Origin of the sequence: Fusobacterium sp. DD2 (genome assembly GCF_018205345.1) — a bacterium.
Taxonomy (GTDB): Bacteria; Fusobacteriota; Fusobacteriia; order Fusobacteriales; family Fusobacteriaceae; genus Fusobacterium_A.
The window spans coordinates 1-17,415 of sequence record NZ_JADRHM010000053.1; the positions used below are offsets into that span (position 1 = coordinate 1).

Here is a 17,415-nt window from a genome sequence, read left to right on the forward strand (position 1 = left end):
TTAAAAAGAAAAAAGCCAAAGAGACCAAAAATCTCTTTAGCTAATTTTAAAACATATGGCTATTAAATTTGCAACAGCCCCAAAATATTATTTATTATCTCTTTTTCTTCTTCTTGGTCCTCTATCAGCAACTTTACTTTTTCTATCTCTGTCTTTAGATTTTTCTTTTGCTTTTTCAATAAGAGGTTTTTTACCATTTTTTTCTTCCTGGAATGCAGATAATATAGTTTCAGCTTCTAAGAAAGGAACTGATACAAATGAGAAACTTTCAAATACTTCTACATTTCTTATTTTTCTGCTATCTACTTTAGATTTATTAATAATATAATCAACTAGTTTTTTTGCAGTCATATTATCTTTTTTACCTAATGCTATGAAAAGTCTTACTTTTCCAGATTTTTCAAGTTTTACTTCTCCAATTTCATTGTAGTTGTTTTCATCTAAAATATCATCATATGAATGTTTTAGTAGTGCAGCTACAAGGTCAACTGAATTTTCTCCACTTAATAATTCTTTTGCAAAGTCTTTAAAATTATCATAGTCACCTTGAGCAAGAATATCATTTAATTCATCAATTAATCTGAATTTTTTAGCTTGTATAACATCTTTTACTTCTGGTACATGAGCTTTTCTTATTTCAGTTTTAACTGCTTTTTGTATTTGAAGTAATCTTCTATACTCTTTTGGTGTTATAAATGTAATAGCAGTTCCCTCTTTTCCTGCTCTTCCAGTTCTTCCTATTCTATGTACATAACTTTCAGCTTCCTGTGGAATTGAGTAGTTAATAACATGAGAAAGATCATTTACATCTATTCCTCTTGCAGCAACGTCAGTTGCAACAAGTATATTTATTTTTTTAGCTTTAAATCTTTTTAAAGTAACTTCTCTATAGTTTTGGCTGATATCTCCATGAAGACCTTCAGCATCATATCCTCTGTCATTTAATCTACCAACTAAGTCGTTAGCGTCATTTTTAGTTCTACAGAATACGATTCCATAAAAATCTTTAGTAAGATCTATAATTCTGCATAGAGCTTCAAACTTATCTCTTTCATTTACTTCAAAATATATTTGATCAGTAAGGTCAGTAGTAAGTTCTCTGGCTTTTACAGCAAGTATTTCATAATCTTTCATATGACGTTTAGCTATTTTTATAATTTCAGCTGGCATAGTAGCTGAGAAAAATAACATTCTTTTATCTTCATTTGTAGCTTCAAGAATTTTTTCAATATCTTCTACAAATCCCATATTAAGCATTTCATCTGCTTCGTCTAATATGAAATATTTTAAATTTTTAAGTTTGATAAGTTTTCTATCCATCAAATCCATAACTCTTCCAGGAGTTCCAACAACAATGTCAGTTCCTTTTTTAAGTTGTCTGATTTGAAATTCAATTGATTGTCCACCATATACTGGAGTTATTCTAATTTTTTTACCTGAAGCTAAACTATTCATCTCTTCAGCAACTTGTAATGCTAACTCTCTTGTTGGAGCAAGTACAATTGCTTGAATAGTTCCATCAGATTCAAAATTTTCTAATATAGGTAATGAGAATGCAGCTGTTTTCCCTGTACCAGTTTGAGCTTGCCCAATGACATCTTTATCTCCAGTTAACAATGCAGGTATTGTTAATGCTTGAATAGGTGTAGGTTCTTCATACCCTTTCTTTGATAAAGCCTTTATTGTTTTTTCTCCTAATCCTAATTTTCTGAATTGTTCTAATTTTTCCATTATTCACGTCCTTATAATTCTAATTTAATTTTCCACTATTATATCCTATAATAAAAGTGTAACTGACGTATTATAGGAATTCTCTGTTAGTTTTATATTAGCATTCAGCGGATAAAAAATTTAAAATAAACCTTTTAAAATTTATAATTCAGAGAATAATCCCATATTCTTTTGTACAGTATGATACATTGTATCACAAAAATCAGATAATTGTAAGAAAAACTTTTCAAAAAATGAACATTTTTATATTTGTGTTTCTAAAATAACCGTTTCTTCTAGATTTCTAATAGTAAATTTATTTTTTTCTAAAACTGCAAATGAGTGTTCAGAATTGTTCTTTGGTAAAGAGATAGATCCTGGATTTAAAAATATCATTTCATCTTTTTTTTCAATCATTGGAATATGAAAATGACCATATATCAAAATATCTCCTTTGCACATTGGTAAAGGATTATCTTTATTGTATATATGGCCATGTGTTAAATATATTCTTTTATTGTCGAGATATATAAGTGAGTAATCACTCATAATTGGATATTTTAAAACCATTTGATCAACCTCAGTATCACAATTCCCACGTACAGCTATAATCTTGTCTCTATAGCTATTTAAAAGTTCTATAACCTCTTTTGGAGCGTAATCTTTTGGTAAAGGTTTCTAGGTCCATGATATATTTCATCTCCTAAAATAACCAGTTTATCATAGTTTCCCTTATCAAAAATAGCAAGAGCCTTTTTAAGATAGTAAAGAGAGCCGTGAATATCAGATATTATAAATAGTTTCATAAATCATCCTCTTTTATTTAATTTTATTTGTATAAATTATTTTCTTTTATTATTTTAAGAACATTTTCAGGTATATATTTTGAAACATCCTCGTTCTTTTTTATTTTTTCTCTAATCATAGTAGAAGAGAGTTCATAAAGAGGTGTATCAAGATATATAAGGTTGTTGTGAGAGATTATATTTTTATAATGTCCACGTCTGAAAACAACCATTTTGCTAAGCTTTAAAATTTCTTTATAATTTTTCCAGCTATCTAAACTATCAGCTGAATCTTCCCCTACTATTTCATAAAATTCATTGTGCCCACCATATATGCTTATAAGTTTTTTTAGAGTATCAATTGTATAAGAAGTCTTAGGACTTTTAATCTCTATATCTGAAACTACAATTTTTTCATCCATTTCAAAAGCCTTCTGACACATTTCAAGTCGCAAATGGCTATCTGCCATTTTAAGATTTTTGTGAGAAGGCTTTCCAACTGGTATAACAATTATTTTATCCAAATCAAGCTTATTAAGAATATATCTTGCTATATTTATATGTGCATTGTGGATAGGATTAAAACTTCCACCAAATATCCCTATTCTCATTTCAACTCCGCAATTGCTTCTATGAGATCCTGATAATTATTGGCACAAATGATATTATTTCTAAGTTTTTCATCTCTAAATGTTCTTACAAGTTCAGAGACAAGGGAAAGATATTCTCTATTTTGTCCTTTTGGTGCACCAACTAAAATTACAAGTTTGACATTTTCTCCATCAGGTGCATTGAAGTTAACACTGTTTTTAAGAAGTCCTACAGCAATAACAACATCTTTTATCTTTTCACTTCTGGCATGAGGAATAGCAATTCCCTGACCAATTCCAGTACTACCAAGTTTTTCTCTTTCTAGAATAGTATTATAAAAATTTTCATCCTCATTTAAAGCATCACTGTTTGTTCTAATTAAATCAACTAAAATCTTAAGAACTTCCTCTTTAGTATGTTTTCCTTCTATATAAGTAATCAGTTTACTCTTAAAATATTGTAACATTGATATCTCTATATCCTCCTATAAAAAAAACTCTAAAATTTGTTTTTCCTCATCAGATAATGGTGCTAATTCTTGATAATTATTAATTTCAAAAGCTAATTTTGCAAGTACTTTTTCTTCATTTGTAAGGTTATATTTTTCTACTATGTATAAGTTAGTCAGTATTCCTAAACCAAGTTTAGAATATAAAAGATCCTTATTATCAGCAAGCTGTTTCTTTAAATCTTTTGCTGAGTACTTTCCATTTCCACATCTTTCATAAGCTGAAGTATTATCTCTAAATTTTGTAATATAAGCCATAAAAAGGAAGAATATATTTCCATCATATTCAATGTTTTCCATTAATTTTTCATATGAAATTAAAAATAGTCCTTTTAAACTATCTGAATTACCAATGGTAACAAAGGTAGCAAGCAAGTTATAGAATGCTTCTCTGTCTCTAAGGAAGAGTTCTTTTCCATATTTTTTTGCAAAGTCTAAATTTCCATTGAAAATAGTTTTTATAAGATTATCTTTAATTTTATCCATATCTACATTTGAAAATCTATCTATTTTATCAAGGATCTGTCTTTCTTTTAAATTAGCAGAATCAAATATTCCTTGAATTAGAGTTTTATGGTCGTCAAAAAAAGCAAATATAGGAAGTGCCATATTTGCACTCTTTCTTTTTAGATTTCCCTCTTTGTCAAGTGTTAAGTATGCTCTCTTATCAAGTATTTCTGCAAATGATGAAAGGGTTTTAACTTTCCCGTAGCTATTTATAAGTTCAATAACTTCTCCCTCATCTTTTTTGTTAATTATTGTAAGAATATCAAGATTCTTCATTATTTTTTGCTCCTCCAATTTCTTTTAAACAGTTATCTTCTAGTATTGTAAACTCTATTTTTAGGACAAAAAAATTATCCATTGGTACATCTTGTGGTAACTTAACCAAATCTTTTTCAGTCATTATTATAAATGAAGCCTGCATATTTTTAGCCCTTTTTTGAATGAGCTCAATATCTTTTTTCTTGAAATTATGGTGATCCATAAAATCAACTCTTTCAATATATGAAGGTTCAAGTGATATGACTGTTTTTTCAAAGTTTAAAGGATTAGCAAGTCCCGAAAAAAGCAGAACTCTTTTACCTTTAATCCAGAAAAGGGGTTTTTGATTTCCCTTTAAATCGCATAAAGAAGTTACTCCATGTTTTGCAGTTGAAACCTCTTTACCCAGCTTTTTCTTGAGATATTTTTTTATACGTTCAACTTCTCTTTCACTGACAAGATCTGATTTAGTAATAATAAATTCAGTAGCTCTCTTGGCAGCTTTTCTAAAGTCCTCACGAAGCATTCCAGCAGGGAGAAGTTGACCCCAACCAAATGGATTAGTAGCATCTATAAGAACAATATTTCTATCTCTATAAAGCTTTCTGTGTTGAAATCCATCATCTAATACAATTGTATCCACGTCAAAATGTTTCTTTGCGAAAAGACACCCTTTATATCTGTTAGAACTTACAATTATAGGAACAGAAAGATTAAGTGCATGGATATATGGTTCATCTCCACTTTCTCTGGCAGTTGCAAATATTTCGTATCCGTCGCTTACAAGGAGAGGTTCACGTTTTCTTTTTCCTCTATAACCTCTGGATATTACAGCAACTTTTCTTCCCATTTTTTGCAGTCTTTTAGTAAAATATTGAACAGCTGGAGTCTTACCTGTCCCACCAACTGTAATATTTCCTATACAGATTACCTCTACACCTGGAACTCTGTGTATAGGGAGTATTTCTTTATCGTAAAGAAAATTCCGAATAGAAGTTATTAGATAATATATATACGATAATATCTTCATTCTTGCTCCTCAAATAATTTGTTCTATTCTTTATTGTACCTTTTATAAAATTAAAAATCAAGAACTAATCTCAATTAAAAAGTTACAGGGACTATCTTTGATATTCCAATCTCTTTATTCATTGTAACACCAAAAATGCTGTCAGACTCCCTCATAGTATCTTTATTGTGAGTGATAAGAATAAATTGAGATTTATCATTAAACTCTTTTAATTTGGCAATAAGCTTTCTTGTATTTTTTTCATCAAGTGCTGCTTCTATTTCATCAAGGAAAGTAAAAGGACTTGGTTTATACATAAATATTGCCATTATAAAGGCTATTGCAACCATTGATTTTTCTCCACCAGAAAGGAGAGAAAGTGATTGTCTTTTTTTATTTTTAAATTTAACAAATATTTCAACACCGCAATCATCAAAATTCTCACTATTTGTAAGATTTAAGCTTCCAACAGAGTTATTAAGTGTTTCCATACACATTAAATTAAAGTTCTTATCAATATTTTTATATGCGTCATAAAATCTATCATGAATTGTTTTATCAATATCAGCAATTAAATCTACTAAGACATTTTTTCCTTTAACAAGGTCTAAATGTTGAGAATTTAGATACTCGTATCTTTCACTTAACTCTTTAAACTCCTCAATTGCCAGTAAGTTAATGTTTTGGAAGTTGTTAAGAGAATTCTCATATTTTTTCAATTCCTGTTTTTTTGCAACAATATCTGTGATTTCTTCAGTATCGTCTTGAATATCTTTTAAAGCTTCAAGTTTTTCTTTTATCTCTTCTAAATCACTGTTGTTTTTTAATATTTTTTCTTCAACTTTTTTCAGATGATCATTTTTATGAAGAATATAGCTATCATATTCCTGTTTTTTCTTAAATAGTGTTCTCTCCTCTTCACCTAAAGCTTCATTAAGTGTTGTTTTTTCAGTGATATCACTATTTTTAGTCTCATATTGCTGTACAATATTTGTTAATTCAGCACTCAGTTCAGTAGAGATTTTCTCCATATTTTCAATATCTTTTGTAAGAGCTTCAAGCTTTTCAGCAAGACTATTCTTTCTTTCTGATAATTCCTTATAATCTTTTTCTTCTTTTTCTATATTTTTATTCAGTTGATTTATATTATCTTTAGAGTTTAAATATAGAATTTTTTTATCAGCAAATTCATTTTTCTTATTTTCAATTTTTTCATTTAATTGTGAGCTTAATTTGATGTCTTTTTCTTCATCAGATTTAAGATTTTGAATCATAAACTCTATTTTTTCTTTTTCAGTATTAGATGAAGTAATTTTTTTCTCAAATTCTTCAGCATATTTAAGCTCATTTTCAAGCTCTAAATCAACAGTTTTTATATTTTTGTTAATTCTATCAATTCTATTAGTATAGTCATTTAAAGTTTCTTCACTAAGCTTTACCTGTTTTTTCAAATCATTTTGGATAGTGTCAATTTTTTCTATCTCTTCTTCGAAATTACGTAATTTTTCATTTAAAGTGTTTCTATGGTTGTTATATTTTTCAATATTAGTAGTGAGAGTTTTATATTGTGTTTTTAAATTTCTTATCTCTTTTTTTCTCTCAAATATCTGTGAAGCAGCTGTATTGCCAGAGTCTCCTCCAGTAATTCTACCTCTTGCACTTAGAAGTTCTCCAGAAAGAGTGACTATGTTTCCAAAGAACATGTTGTTTTTCAATATTTTAAGTCCAGTATCAATTTTATCTACAACTAAAAGGTTGCTTAATAGAAAATCAACAACAATCTGGTATTTTTCCTTAGTTTTAACAAGGTCAGAAGCATACCCAATTACTCCCTCTATATTAATAGTAGGATTTTTTTTAGGAAATACCTTAATTGTATCAAGAGCTAAAAAGGAAGCACGACCTGCTCTTCTTTCCTTTAATATTTTAATTGCATTTTTAGCAACCTGGCTGGTACTTACAACAATATCCTGAATATTACCTGGGATACCTGCACTGATAGCCTGTTCATATTTTTCAGGAATTTCAACTAATGATATAAATACCCCTTCAACTCCTGGAAGATTACTGTTAAGAACCTCTTTAACACCTTTAAAGAATCCTTCATTGTTTTCTTCGAGTCTGAGTAGAGCCTGAAGCTTATTAGCAACTCTTTTTTCATCATATTCTGCATTTCTAAGAGCCTCTCCAAGTTGATTAAGTTGTGTACTGATATCACTTATCCCATTTTCAAGGAAAGTCTCTCTATCTATTGCTTCCTGAAGAGATTTCTTTTTGCTTTCATAAGTTTGTCTGTGTTTTATCTCTTCTTGAGAGATTTCATTAAGATTTTTTTCATATCCTGCTTTTTCTTCCTTAAATAACTTTATCTTTGATGAGCTACCATAGACTCTTTTATTTGAGTTTTCAATATCATTAATAAGTTTTAGACGTTCAAGTTCTAAATCTTTAATCTTAGATTTTTTTATCTCTCTTTGCATTTCAAAATCTGCTTTTTCTTTATTTAATTTCTTAATCTCATCCTCAAATTTTTCATTTTCAACTTCTAAAACTTTGACATTTTCTTTATAATCTTCAAGTTCTTTTTTTAGATTTTTAAGATAGTTTTCCTTTTCAACTAGAGAATCTTCACGATATTTTTTTCTCTCTTCTCCATCTTTTAATTCTCTTTTATAACCATCGATTCTTTCAGTTATTTTTATTCTTTCTCTCTCTTTTTCATCTATAATTTTTTTTAATTCCTGATTTTTACTTCCAATTTCATCAATATATTTTTTTAGCTCTTTTTTTTCAGTATCAATCTCCTGAAGTCTGATATTGATTTTGTTAAATTCATTTGTGAAATTGTCCAAATCCCCTGAAAGGTCAGTTTTTAATTTATTATTTTTTTCAATTTCACTTTCAAGGTGGATGAAGTCTGATTTATATATTTTTTTTGCTAAAATATCTCTGTCATTTTTCAAAGATAGATATTCCTGAGCTTTACCTGCCTGCTTTTCTATTTTGTCTTTATTTTCCTTTACTTCAGAAAGGATAAGATTTATTTTTTCCAGCTCTATATCAACATTTTCAAGATTTTTAATTGAATCATGTTTTTGACTTTGGAATTTCTTTATTCCAGCAGCCTCTTCAATTATACTTTTTACCTCTTTAGCAGAAGAACCAATTATTCTTTCAACTTTTCCCTGTCCTATTACAGAGTAGGCATTTTTTCCCACACCAGTATCAAGAAAAAGATTCCCAATATCTTTGAGTCTGCTTTTTATATCATTTATATAGTATTCATTTTCTCCAGTTGATAATATTTTTCTTGTAATCTTTATCTCATCATTTTCTATAGGTAAAAAAGAATCACTATTATCTATATAAAGGGATACTTCTGCAGTACTCATAGGTTTTTTATCTTTTCCTCCTGAAAATATTACGTCAGTACTCTCTTTAGCTCTTATTGTCTTGTAAGACTGCTCTCCAAGTACCCATAATACTGCATCTAATATATTTGATTTACCACTTCCATTTGGTCCTACTATTGATGTAAGCCCTCTATTAAATTCAATAAAAACTTTTTCACCAAAAGATTTAAAACCAAATATCTCTATTGCTTTTAAAAACATAATTCTCTCCTAGTACATTTATTCACTAAACTCTTTTATAGCTTTCCAAGTAATAACTTTAACATTTGAATAGTCTGTATTGTTACAGCTTCCACAATCTTTATTACAACCTGAAGAACAGCTGTTGCAATTACTTGTGCAGCTACAACTTTTTTCGCCCTCTCTTTTAGCGTATTCAGAGTAGGGTTCCAGATAACCTTCTTTTAAAAGATTATTATATGAATTTTCTAACTCATCATATGTAATACCCAGATTTTTTACTATTGCAAGTTCACTATATACCCCTGCAGTAAGTAAAAACTTGATAACTTTTATATCTATTTCACTTAAATTTTTTTTCATAAATATATCCTCATTTTTCAGTTATAATTTTAATAAAATTTTAAAAAATCATAAAAAAAGCAATTAAAAAGGATTCTAAAAGAGATAATCCTCGTTCAAATCCTCTATAATCTGTCTTTAAAATTATATCACATATTTTTTTACTATACCATAAAAAACAGATTTTTTAAATTAAATTAACTTGATATTTTTAGATATTCTAGACATAATAGGTAAAAAATAATATAATTATCTTATATTTTGCTTAGGAGGAACAGATGAAAAAAGGAGATTTAGTTTTAGAAAGTATAAGAACTACATATAGAAAAAAGATATGGAGAAAATTTATAAAGGCAGTTAATGATTTTAATCTTGTAGAAGATGGAGACAAGATAGCTGTTGGAGTATCTGGAGGGAAGGACAGTCTTCTTCTATGTAAACTTATTCAGGAACTGAAAAAAGATAGAAGTAAGAACTTTGAAGTTGCTTTTATCTCTATGAATCCAGGATTTGGTTCTATGGATATGGAGAAGTTTAAACAGAATTTAGAGGAACTTGATATTCCTTGTGAAATATTTGATGCAAATGTATGGGAAGTTGCATTTAGAGAGGACCCAGAACGTCCTTGCTTTCTATGTGCAAAGATGAGAAGAGGAGTTCTATATAATAAAGTAGAAGAACTTGGATACAATAAACTGGCATTAGGACACCATTTTGATGATGTTGTTGAAACTACTATGATTAATATGTTTTATGCAGGGACTGTTAAAACAATGATACCAAAAGTTAAATCAACAAGTGGAAAAATGGAGCTTATAAGACCTCTTGTATATGTAAGAGAACAGGATATTATTGCATATACAAAAAGAAATGAAATAGAGGCTATGAGCTGTGGATGCCCAATAGAAGCTGGAAAAGTTGACTCTAAGAGAAAAGAGATAAAGATTTTATTAGAAAATCTTGAGAAAACAAATCCCAATGTAAAACAGAGCATTTTTAATTCTATGAAAAATATAAATCTTGATTATGTAATTGGATATACTAGAGGAAATAAAAAGGATAATGATGAGTAAAATGGAAGATAGAAAAGTACTTGCAAGAATTGAAGGAAAAGGATTTGGAAAGACAATATGGAGTCCTATTGGAAGAGCTATGCATCACTATAATATGATAGAAGATGGGGATAGAATCGCAGTAGGAATATCAGGAGGAAAAGATAGTCTTACTACCTTAAATGCACTTGTCAGAGTAAAAAAGATATCACAGGTTAATTTTGAGATTATACCTATCCATATCCATCCAAATACAGATGAGGAAAGCTATGAAGAGACTAAAAAATATTGTGAGGAACTTGGACTTACTCTTCAGATAGAAAATACAAATTTAAGTGATATGTTATTTGGAGAAAAAGAAGTTAAAAATCCATGCTTTTTATGTGGAAGAATCAGAAGAGGAATTTTATATAGAATGATGAAGGAGCAAAATATTAATAAACTTGCTTTGGGACATCATAAGGATGATATTATCGAGACTTTTTTAATGAATGTATTTTACCAGGGAAATATGAAGATGATGCTTCCAAGCTATATGTCAGAAGAGTATGGAGTAAGGGTAATAAGACCACTTGCATATGTAGAAGAGAAAGATATTATCAGATATGTAAAACGTCAGGAGCTTCCAGTTGTAAAATCAAATTGTCCATATGAGACAAGTGAAAACTCAAAAAGATTAAGAGTAAAAAATCTTATAAAAGAGCTATCTTTAGAAAATAAAGATGTAAGAAGTGTAATATTTAATAGCATCAAACCTATGTTGGAAAAATAAAATTATATCTGTAATTTTATTTTTAAATAAAATATGATATAATACAGTAGTGATTTTAGTGAGTATTTATTAAAGGAGAAATTGATGAATATCCTTATTAGCCAACGTGATGAAAAAGATGCCCAATACCTTGAGATAGCTTTTAAGGAACTTGGACATAGGACCAACTATATTGACACTTTGGACAGTATAGAAAGTCTTGAAAATCTAAGCTCTTATGATTTGGTCATATTAGATACAGTAGTTGGAGATATTTCAGGAATTGAAGTATGTAAACACATTAGAGAATCTGATAAAAATATTGTAATAATTTTCATTTCAGATAACGATGATACTGCTATTAAAATTAAAGCCTTTGATTTAGGAGCAGATGATTATATAACAAGACCTTTTGCTTTTGCAGAACTTGTAGCAAGGGTAAAATCAATTACAAGAAGAAAAAATCCCACTGAAGATGGGGAGAGTATTTTAAAAGTTGGTGATTTAATATTAAATTACCATACCAGAGAGGTAAAAAGAGGAGACAAATTGATAGAATTGACTACTAAGGAGTTTCTTCTTTTAGAATATTTTATGAAAAATAGAAATATTCTTTTAACCAGAACACTTATAAGAGAACATATATGGGGTATTGATTTCTTATCTGATACCAATATTGTAGATGTCTATATAACAAGACTTAGAAATAAGATAGACAAGGGCTACACCAATAAGTTTTTTTACACAATAAGAGGAGCAGGTTATATGCTAAAGGGATGATAAAAAAGGAGAAGAGATGAATTTTTACGAAAAAATGTTAATAAAAGTACTTGAAAAGAGTATGTCAGCACAGGATAGTGAAGTGCTTAGAAAATTAAAATCAGGTATTGATTTAACTGCTAAAGATAAGAAGGAACTTGAGGAGATGATAGATAATCTTTAGTGGCGTACAGGAGGGAAATATGAAATTTATATACGATAGAAAAAAAGTTGCAGTTATATTTCATGACAGAGAATATACCTACAAGGAGATTATAAAAGGGATAAAATATTATTCTACACTATTTAAAATAGCTCCAGATGATAAGGTAGTAGTTACAATGGAGAATAGACCAGAGATGATTTGTTCTATTTTTTCAGTTTGGGAAAATAAAGGGACAACAATTGTATTAGATTCTGGGTATACTCCAGAGCAGTTTGCTTACGCATTTAAGGATTCAGAACCTAAATGTGTATTCACATCAAAAAAAATTGCTGAAGTTATTAAAAAAGGAATAGAACTTAGTGGACTTGATATTCAAATGCTTATTGTAGATGATATAGATGTTCCAGAAGAGTTTGAACCAAATAATTATGAAGTTATAATAGAGGATATGGAAAAAATAGCTCTTATACTATATACTTCAGGAACTACAGGGCAACCAAAAGGAGTTATGTTATCATTTAACAATATTGAATCAAATATCAAAGCTATAAGAGATATTAGACTTGTTGATGAAAATGATAGAGTTTTAGGACTTTTACCATATCATCATATATTACCACTTAACATTACATTGCTTATGCCAATGTACTTTGGTACATTCTTAGTAATTATAGATGAGATTTCATCTGAATCACTTAAAAATGCATTGAAAAATTATGGTATAAGTGTAATTATGGGAGTACCTAGAGTATGGGAACTTCTTCATAAAGCTATAATGACAAAGATTAATAGCAGTTGGGCTGCAAGAAAAATGTTTAACCTTTGTGCAAAAATAAAGAGTAAATCACTTAGTCAGAAGGTATTTAAAAAAGTATCAGATGAGTTAGGTGGAAAGATGAGAGTACTTGCATCTGGAGGAGCAAAATTAAGTCCAGAGATAATGAATGATTTTCAAACTTTAGGTTTGGGAATAATAGAAGGTTACGGTCTTACTGAAACCTCTCCACTTATAGCTTTTAACAGAATGGATGATATTACTATTGGTTCTGTTGGAGAGATAATACCAAATGTAGAGGTAAAAATAGGTGAAGATGAAGAGATTTTAGTAAGAGGAGCCAATGTAATGAAGGGATATTACAATAATCCCCAAGCTACAAGTGAAGCTATTGATAAAGATGGCTGGTTCCATACAGGAGACCTTGGAAAATTTGAAGGGAAAAAACTATTTGTAATAGGTAGAAAAAAAGAGATGATAGTTTTATCAAATGGTAAAAATATTAATCCAGGAGATATTGAGACTTCAATTTTAAAAGAGACAGATTTAATTAAAGAGATAGCAATAATGGAATACAATAACCACTTAATGGCTGTTGTATATCCTGATTTTGATGTAATAAGAAGAAAGAAGATAAGCAATATAAAAGAAACATTAAAATGGGAAATAATAGACAAATACAATGTTACAGCACCTAAATATAGAAAGATTCTTGAAATTAAAATAGTAAAAGATGAATTACCAAAGACTAAAATTGGAAAAATAAGAAGATTTATGCTTAAGGATTTCTTGAAAAAAATGGATACTGATGGAGACGAGAATCTTCTTAAAAAGAAAAAAGTTGAAATTCCTGAAGATATTGCTTATGAATATGGAGTTCTTAAAGATTATCTTGAAAAATCATATAATACAGAAGTCGAGCCAGATTATCATTTAGAGTTAGACCTTGGTTTTGACTCACTTGACATGGTTGAAATTCTTTCATTTATTGAAGGAAACTTTGGAGTAAAGATTCCAGAAGAAAAATTCAGTGAGATGAAAAATGTACTAGCAATTGCACAGTACATAAAAGATAATGGTGGAAATTATCACGAAGAGGGAACAAACTGGAAGAAAATTTTAGAGCAGGATGTAGATGTTCCACTTCCAAAATCAAGTACAGTATCAAAAATCACAAGATTTATATTTAAACCTGTACTAGCACTATATTTCCGTTTCAAAAAAATTGATACAGATAAAATACCACAGGAACCAGCTATATATGTTGGAAACCACCAAAGCTTTATTGATGGTTTTGCATTTAATGAATGTGTAGGTTACAGCAAGTTAAAAGATACATATTATATTGCAGTAGCACAGCACTTTGATAGCCCTGTAAGAAGATTTTTAGCTAATAGAGGTAATATTATAATTATTGATATTAATAAGAATCTTAAAGATACATTACAGATAGCTGCAAAAGTGCTAAGAAATGGTAAAAATCTTGTTATATTCCCAGAAGGAGCAAGAACAAGAGATGGAGAACTTCAAGAGTTTAAAAAGACTTTTGCAATATTGTCTAAAGAATTAAATATTCAAGTGGTGCCATTTGGAATAAAAGGCGCATATGAAGCTATGCCTTATGGAAGTAAATTTCCAAAAGCAAGACCAGTAGAAATGAAATTCTTTGACCCAATACAGCCAAAAGATTTAACTATTGAAGAGATTGTTAAAAAATCTAGAGATGTTATTAAAGAGTGGCTTGAAGACTAGTTGCTCAAAAGGGGAAAATTATGTTAGTAGAAGTAACTGATAAAGTCTTAGACTTTATGAAAAAGAAAAACTATGTCGGAATTATAGTTGACAAAGAAATTCAAGGTTGTGGCTGAGCAGGCCCTAGGGAATCAATTCGAGGCGAATTTGTAAAGACTATGGAAGACATAGAAAATGAGTTAGGAAATTACAATGTAAAAGAGGTGTCTGGAATAAAAGTGTTTATTCCAAAGCATCTGGATGATAGGTCAGCACCTCACATAAGAGTAAGCTCTCTTTTCAACTTTTTCGGATTAATAATGCTATTAAACGTAGAGATGTAAAGAGAAGATATTCAAAAAAATTATATTTGGAGGATATGTGAAGTTTATAAAAAATTACAATAAGACTGCTATAATCTATGATGGGAAAGAGATTAGTTATAGTGAAGTGATAGCAAATTCTGTTATTTTTTCTAAAGTGGTAGAAATGAGTGCAGGAGAAAAAGCTATTATCTACATGGAGAATAGACCGGAATTTTTATATAGCTTTTTGGGAATATGGAAAAATAGAGGAGTTTGTGTTTGCCTGGATGGAGGCTTATCAGGGGAAGAATTAATATACTATATTGAGGACTCTGATGCAGACTACATATATACCTCGTTAGCTAATTTGGCAAATGTCAATGAGGCTTTGAGCAAGACAGATAGAAAACCTGAAATAGTTGTAGTTGAGGAGATTGACTACAGTTTATACAAAGAAAATGATGAAGAGTTTATAAATGCACCTGAAAAGGATGATGTGTCGCTTATGTTATATACATCAGGAACTACAGGAAAACCTAAGGGTGTAATGCTGACTTTTGATAATATTTTAGTCAATGTTGAAGGACTTGACAAATATAATATGTTTGTGCAGGATGATGTGGTATTAGCACTTCTTCCTATGCATCATATTTTCCCACTTCTTGGGTCAGGGGTCATTCCTCTATCAAAGGGTGGCACAATTGTGTTTTTAAAAGAATTATCTTCTCAAGCTATGCTTGATGCTTTTCAAAACTATAAGGTAACTATGATGATTGGTGTACCTAGATTATGGGAGATGTTGCATAAAAAGATAATGGAGAAGATAAACTCAAGTAAAATTGCAAGATTTATCTTTAACTTTGCTAAAAACATCAAGAGCATAAAAATTAGAAAGAAAATATTTAAAAAAGTTCATGAAACATTTGGAGGAAATTTGAGATTTTTGGTATCAGGAGGTTCAAAACTTGATGCTCAGATTTCAAAAGATTTCCTTAACTTGGGAATTCAGATATGTGAAGGTTATGGGATGACAGAAACTGCACCAATGATTTCTTTTACTCCAATAAATGAGATTGTTCCAGGTTCAGCAGGACAGCTTCTACCAGGAATTGAAGTAAAAACTGGAGAAGATGGTGAGATTCTCGTAAGAGGAAGAAATGTAATGACAGGTTACTATAAAAGACCTGATGCTACAAATGAAACAATTGATAGTGAAGGTTGGCTTCATACTGGAGACCTAGGAAATATTAAAAATGGTTACTTATATGTTACAGGACGTAAAAAAGAGATGATAGTCTTATCAAATGGTAAAAATATAAATCCTGTAGATATAGAACAATGGATAATGGCAAGAACAGATTTGATACAGGAGATTGCAGTAGCAGAAGTAAATTCTGTTTTAACAGCTGTAATATACCCAAATTTCCAAAAGATTGTTGATGAAAATATAAGTAATATCAAAGAAACTTTAAAATGGGGAATTATTGATAAATATAATAGTAAAGCCCCAAATTATAGTAAAATTTTAGATGTAAGAATTGTTCAGGAAGAACTTCCAAAAACAAAAATTGGTAAAATTAGAAGATTTTTAATTCCAGGATTATTAGAAGAAAATAAATCTGAAAATCTAAATGTTGTTGAGCCAGATTTTGAAGAGTATACACTATTAAAAGAGTATCTTGAAAAACTAAAAAATAGAAAGATAACACCAATGGCACACTTAGAACTTGATTTAGGACTTGATTCACTTGATATGGTGGAACTTATAGCGTATATTGAGGCAGAATTTGGAGTAGCACCAGATGATAAAATTCTTGTAAACAATCCAACAGTTGAAAAACTAGCTAATTATATAAAAGAAAATAAGAGTGACAATAGATTTGAACAGATGAATTGGAAAGAATATCTTAGTAAAAATGTTAATCTAAAACTGTCTCGTTCAACTATTATGTTACATATTGTAAAATTTATTTTATGGTTCCCATTTAAGGTATATGTGAGAGTTAAGAAAATGGGACTGGAGAATATACCTAAAAATAGACCAGTAATATTTGTAGGAAACCATCAAAGTTTCTTAGATGGATTTATTCTAGGTCATGTGTTACCATTTAAAAATTTACAAAATTCGTATACTCTTGCTAAAGTAAAACATTTCAAGAGTAAATTTATGAAGTTTATGGCAAGTCACTCTAATGTTGTATTAGTAGACATCAATAAAAATCTAAGTGATATGCTTCAAACAGCAGCTAAAGTATTAAGTGAAGGTAAAAACCTGGTAATATTCCCAGAGGGAGCTAGAACTCGTGATGGAAAAATGCTGGAATTTAAGAAGACCTTTGCTATACTGGCAAAAGAGTTAAATGTGGAGATTATACCATTTGGTATAAAAGGGGCCTATGAGGCTTTCCCTTCAAATAAGAAATTACCAAGACCATCTAAAGTAGAAATACAGTTCTTTGACGGAATACTTCCTGATGGAAAATCTTATGATGAAATTGTTAATGAAGCACGTGAAAGAATAAAAAAATGGGTTGAGTAATAAAAGAGAGTATGAAAAAAGGTTGGAATCAAAG

Annotated in this window: 16 protein-coding genes; 7 read left to right on the forward strand and 9 right to left on the reverse strand. The window is 29.5% G+C overall.

Features of this window, described 5'->3' with window-relative positions; translation table 11 throughout:
* Positions 1-87: 87 nt before the first annotated feature.
* The 9 genes from IX290_RS08475 to IX290_RS08510 all read right to left on the reverse strand — a co-directional run bounded on the left by IX290_RS08475 (position 88) and on the right by IX290_RS08510 (position 9,324).
* Positions 88-1,731 carry a DEAD/DEAH box helicase gene (locus IX290_RS08475; RefSeq protein ID WP_211492784.1) on the reverse strand — a complete coding sequence of 548 codons (1,644 nt, stop codon included), beginning with the start codon at positions 1,729-1,731 and terminating at the stop codon, positions 88-90.
* Between the two features lie 243 nt (positions 1,732-1,974).
* Positions 1,975-2,352 (reverse strand): phosphodiesterase, encoded by a 378-nt coding sequence (gene yfcE, locus IX290_RS11655; RefSeq protein ID WP_349290754.1) that lies wholly within the window; start codon positions 2,350-2,352, stop codon positions 1,975-1,977.
* Positions 2,349-2,516 (reverse strand): metallophosphoesterase, encoded by a 168-nt coding sequence (locus tag IX290_RS11660; protein WP_249168909.1) that lies wholly within the window; start codon positions 2,514-2,516, stop codon positions 2,349-2,351. The genes yfcE and IX290_RS11660 overlap by 4 nt, the downstream gene beginning before the upstream one ends.
* A 23-nt stretch (positions 2,517-2,539) precedes the next feature.
* Positions 2,540-3,106, reverse strand: a complete 567-nt coding sequence (nadD, locus tag IX290_RS08485; RefSeq protein WP_211492785.1) for a nicotinate-nucleotide adenylyltransferase — start codon at positions 3,104-3,106, stop codon at positions 2,540-2,542.
* A complete protein-coding gene (locus tag IX290_RS08490; RefSeq protein ID WP_211492786.1) occupies positions 3,103-3,552 on the reverse strand; it encodes a PTS sugar transporter subunit IIA in 450 nt (149 codons plus the stop codon). Before IX290_RS08490 ends, nadD begins: the two co-directional genes overlap by 4 nt.
* A gap of 18 nt (positions 3,553-3,570) precedes the next feature.
* Positions 3,571-4,377, reverse strand: coding sequence for a hypothetical protein (locus IX290_RS08495; RefSeq protein ID WP_211492787.1), 807 nt, complete (start codon positions 4,375-4,377; stop codon positions 3,571-3,573).
* Positions 4,364-5,389: a tetraacyldisaccharide 4'-kinase gene (lpxK, locus tag IX290_RS08500; protein WP_211492788.1), complete on the reverse strand. Its 1,026-nt coding sequence runs from the start codon at positions 5,387-5,389 to the stop codon at positions 4,364-4,366. The genes IX290_RS08495 and lpxK overlap by 14 nt, the downstream gene beginning before the upstream one ends.
* A 74-nt stretch (positions 5,390-5,463) precedes the next feature.
* On the reverse strand, positions 5,464-8,982 hold the full coding sequence (gene smc / locus IX290_RS08505; RefSeq protein ID WP_211492789.1) for a chromosome segregation protein SMC: 3,519 nt from the start codon (positions 8,980-8,982) through the stop codon (positions 5,464-5,466).
* Positions 8,983-9,000: 18 nt separating this feature from the next.
* Positions 9,001-9,324 carry a hypothetical protein gene (locus IX290_RS08510; RefSeq protein WP_211492790.1) on the reverse strand — a complete coding sequence of 108 codons (324 nt, stop codon included), beginning with the start codon at positions 9,322-9,324 and terminating at the stop codon, positions 9,001-9,003.
* A gap of 257 nt (positions 9,325-9,581) precedes the next feature.
* On the opposite strand from IX290_RS08510, the gene IX290_RS08515 reads away from it, so the two are divergent.
* The 7 genes from IX290_RS08515 to IX290_RS08545 all read left to right on the forward strand — a co-directional run bounded on the left by IX290_RS08515 (position 9,582) and on the right by IX290_RS08545 (position 17,381).
* On the forward strand, positions 9,582-10,376 hold the full coding sequence (locus tag IX290_RS08515) for an ATP-binding protein (protein WP_211492791.1): 795 nt from the start codon (positions 9,582-9,584) through the stop codon (positions 10,374-10,376).
* A gap of 1 nt (position 10,377) precedes the next feature.
* Complete coding sequence (locus IX290_RS08520) at positions 10,378-11,127, forward strand: ATP-binding protein (protein ID WP_211492792.1); 750 nt, start codon at positions 10,378-10,380, stop codon at positions 11,125-11,127.
* An 84-nt stretch (positions 11,128-11,211) separates the two neighbouring features.
* Positions 11,212-11,886: a response regulator transcription factor gene (locus IX290_RS08525; RefSeq protein ID WP_211492793.1), complete on the forward strand. Its 675-nt coding sequence runs from the start codon at positions 11,212-11,214 to the stop codon at positions 11,884-11,886.
* A 16-nt stretch (positions 11,887-11,902) separates the two neighbouring features.
* Complete coding sequence (locus IX290_RS08530) at positions 11,903-12,049, forward strand: hypothetical protein (RefSeq protein WP_211492794.1); 147 nt, start codon at positions 11,903-11,905, stop codon at positions 12,047-12,049.
* Positions 12,050-12,068: 19 nt separating this feature from the next.
* On the forward strand, positions 12,069-14,558 hold the full coding sequence (locus IX290_RS08535; RefSeq protein WP_211492795.1) for an AMP-binding protein: 2,490 nt from the start codon (positions 12,069-12,071) through the stop codon (positions 14,556-14,558).
* Positions 14,559-14,716: 158 nt separating this feature from the next.
* On the forward strand, positions 14,717-14,881 hold the full coding sequence (locus IX290_RS08540; protein ID WP_211492796.1) for a hypothetical protein: 165 nt from the start codon (positions 14,717-14,719) through the stop codon (positions 14,879-14,881).
* 37 nt (positions 14,882-14,918) lie between these two features.
* Positions 14,919-17,381 carry an AMP-binding protein gene (locus IX290_RS08545; protein ID WP_211492797.1) on the forward strand — a complete coding sequence of 821 codons (2,463 nt, stop codon included), beginning with the start codon at positions 14,919-14,921 and terminating at the stop codon, positions 17,379-17,381.
* The last annotated feature ends 34 nt before the right edge of the window (positions 17,382-17,415 follow it).

Bases quoted from the DNA above. Each gene is read 5' to 3' on its own strand.
- IX290_RS08515 (WP_211492791.1), top strand. From the start codon at position 9,582: ATGAAAAAAGGAGATTTAGTTTTAGAAAGTATAAGAACTACATATAGA.
- smc (WP_211492789.1), bottom strand. From the start codon at position 8,982: ATGTTTTTAAAAGCAATAGAGATATTTGGTTTTAAATCTTTTGGTGAA.
- IX290_RS08520 (WP_211492792.1), top strand. From the start codon at position 10,378: ATGGAAGATAGAAAAGTACTTGCAAGAATTGAAGGAAAAGGATTTGGA.
- lpxK (WP_211492788.1), bottom strand. From the start codon at position 5,389: ATGAAGATATTATCGTATATATATTATCTAATAACTTCTATTCGGAAT.
- IX290_RS08495 (WP_211492787.1), bottom strand. From the start codon at position 4,377: ATGAAGAATCTTGATATTCTTACAATAATTAACAAAAAAGATGAGGGA.
- IX290_RS08535 (WP_211492795.1), top strand. From the start codon at position 12,069: ATGAAATTTATATACGATAGAAAAAAAGTTGCAGTTATATTTCATGAC.
- IX290_RS08530 (WP_211492794.1), top strand. From the start codon at position 11,903: ATGAATTTTTACGAAAAAATGTTAATAAAAGTACTTGAAAAGAGTATG.
- IX290_RS11660 (WP_249168909.1), bottom strand. From the start codon at position 2,516: ATGAAACTATTTATAATATCTGATATTCACGGCTCTCTTTACTATCTT.
- IX290_RS08510 (WP_211492790.1), bottom strand. From the start codon at position 9,324: ATGAAAAAAAATTTAAGTGAAATAGATATAAAAGTTATCAAGTTTTTA.
- IX290_RS08525 (WP_211492793.1), top strand. From the start codon at position 11,212: ATGAATATCCTTATTAGCCAACGTGATGAAAAAGATGCCCAATACCTT.
- IX290_RS08490 (WP_211492786.1), bottom strand. From the start codon at position 3,552: ATGTTACAATATTTTAAGAGTAAACTGATTACTTATATAGAAGGAAAA.
- nadD (WP_211492785.1), bottom strand. From the start codon at position 3,106: ATGAGAATAGGGATATTTGGTGGAAGTTTTAATCCTATCCACAATGCA.
- IX290_RS08540 (WP_211492796.1), top strand. From the start codon at position 14,717: ATGGAAGACATAGAAAATGAGTTAGGAAATTACAATGTAAAAGAGGTG.
- IX290_RS08475 (WP_211492784.1), bottom strand. From the start codon at position 1,731: ATGGAAAAATTAGAACAATTCAGAAAATTAGGATTAGGAGAAAAAACA.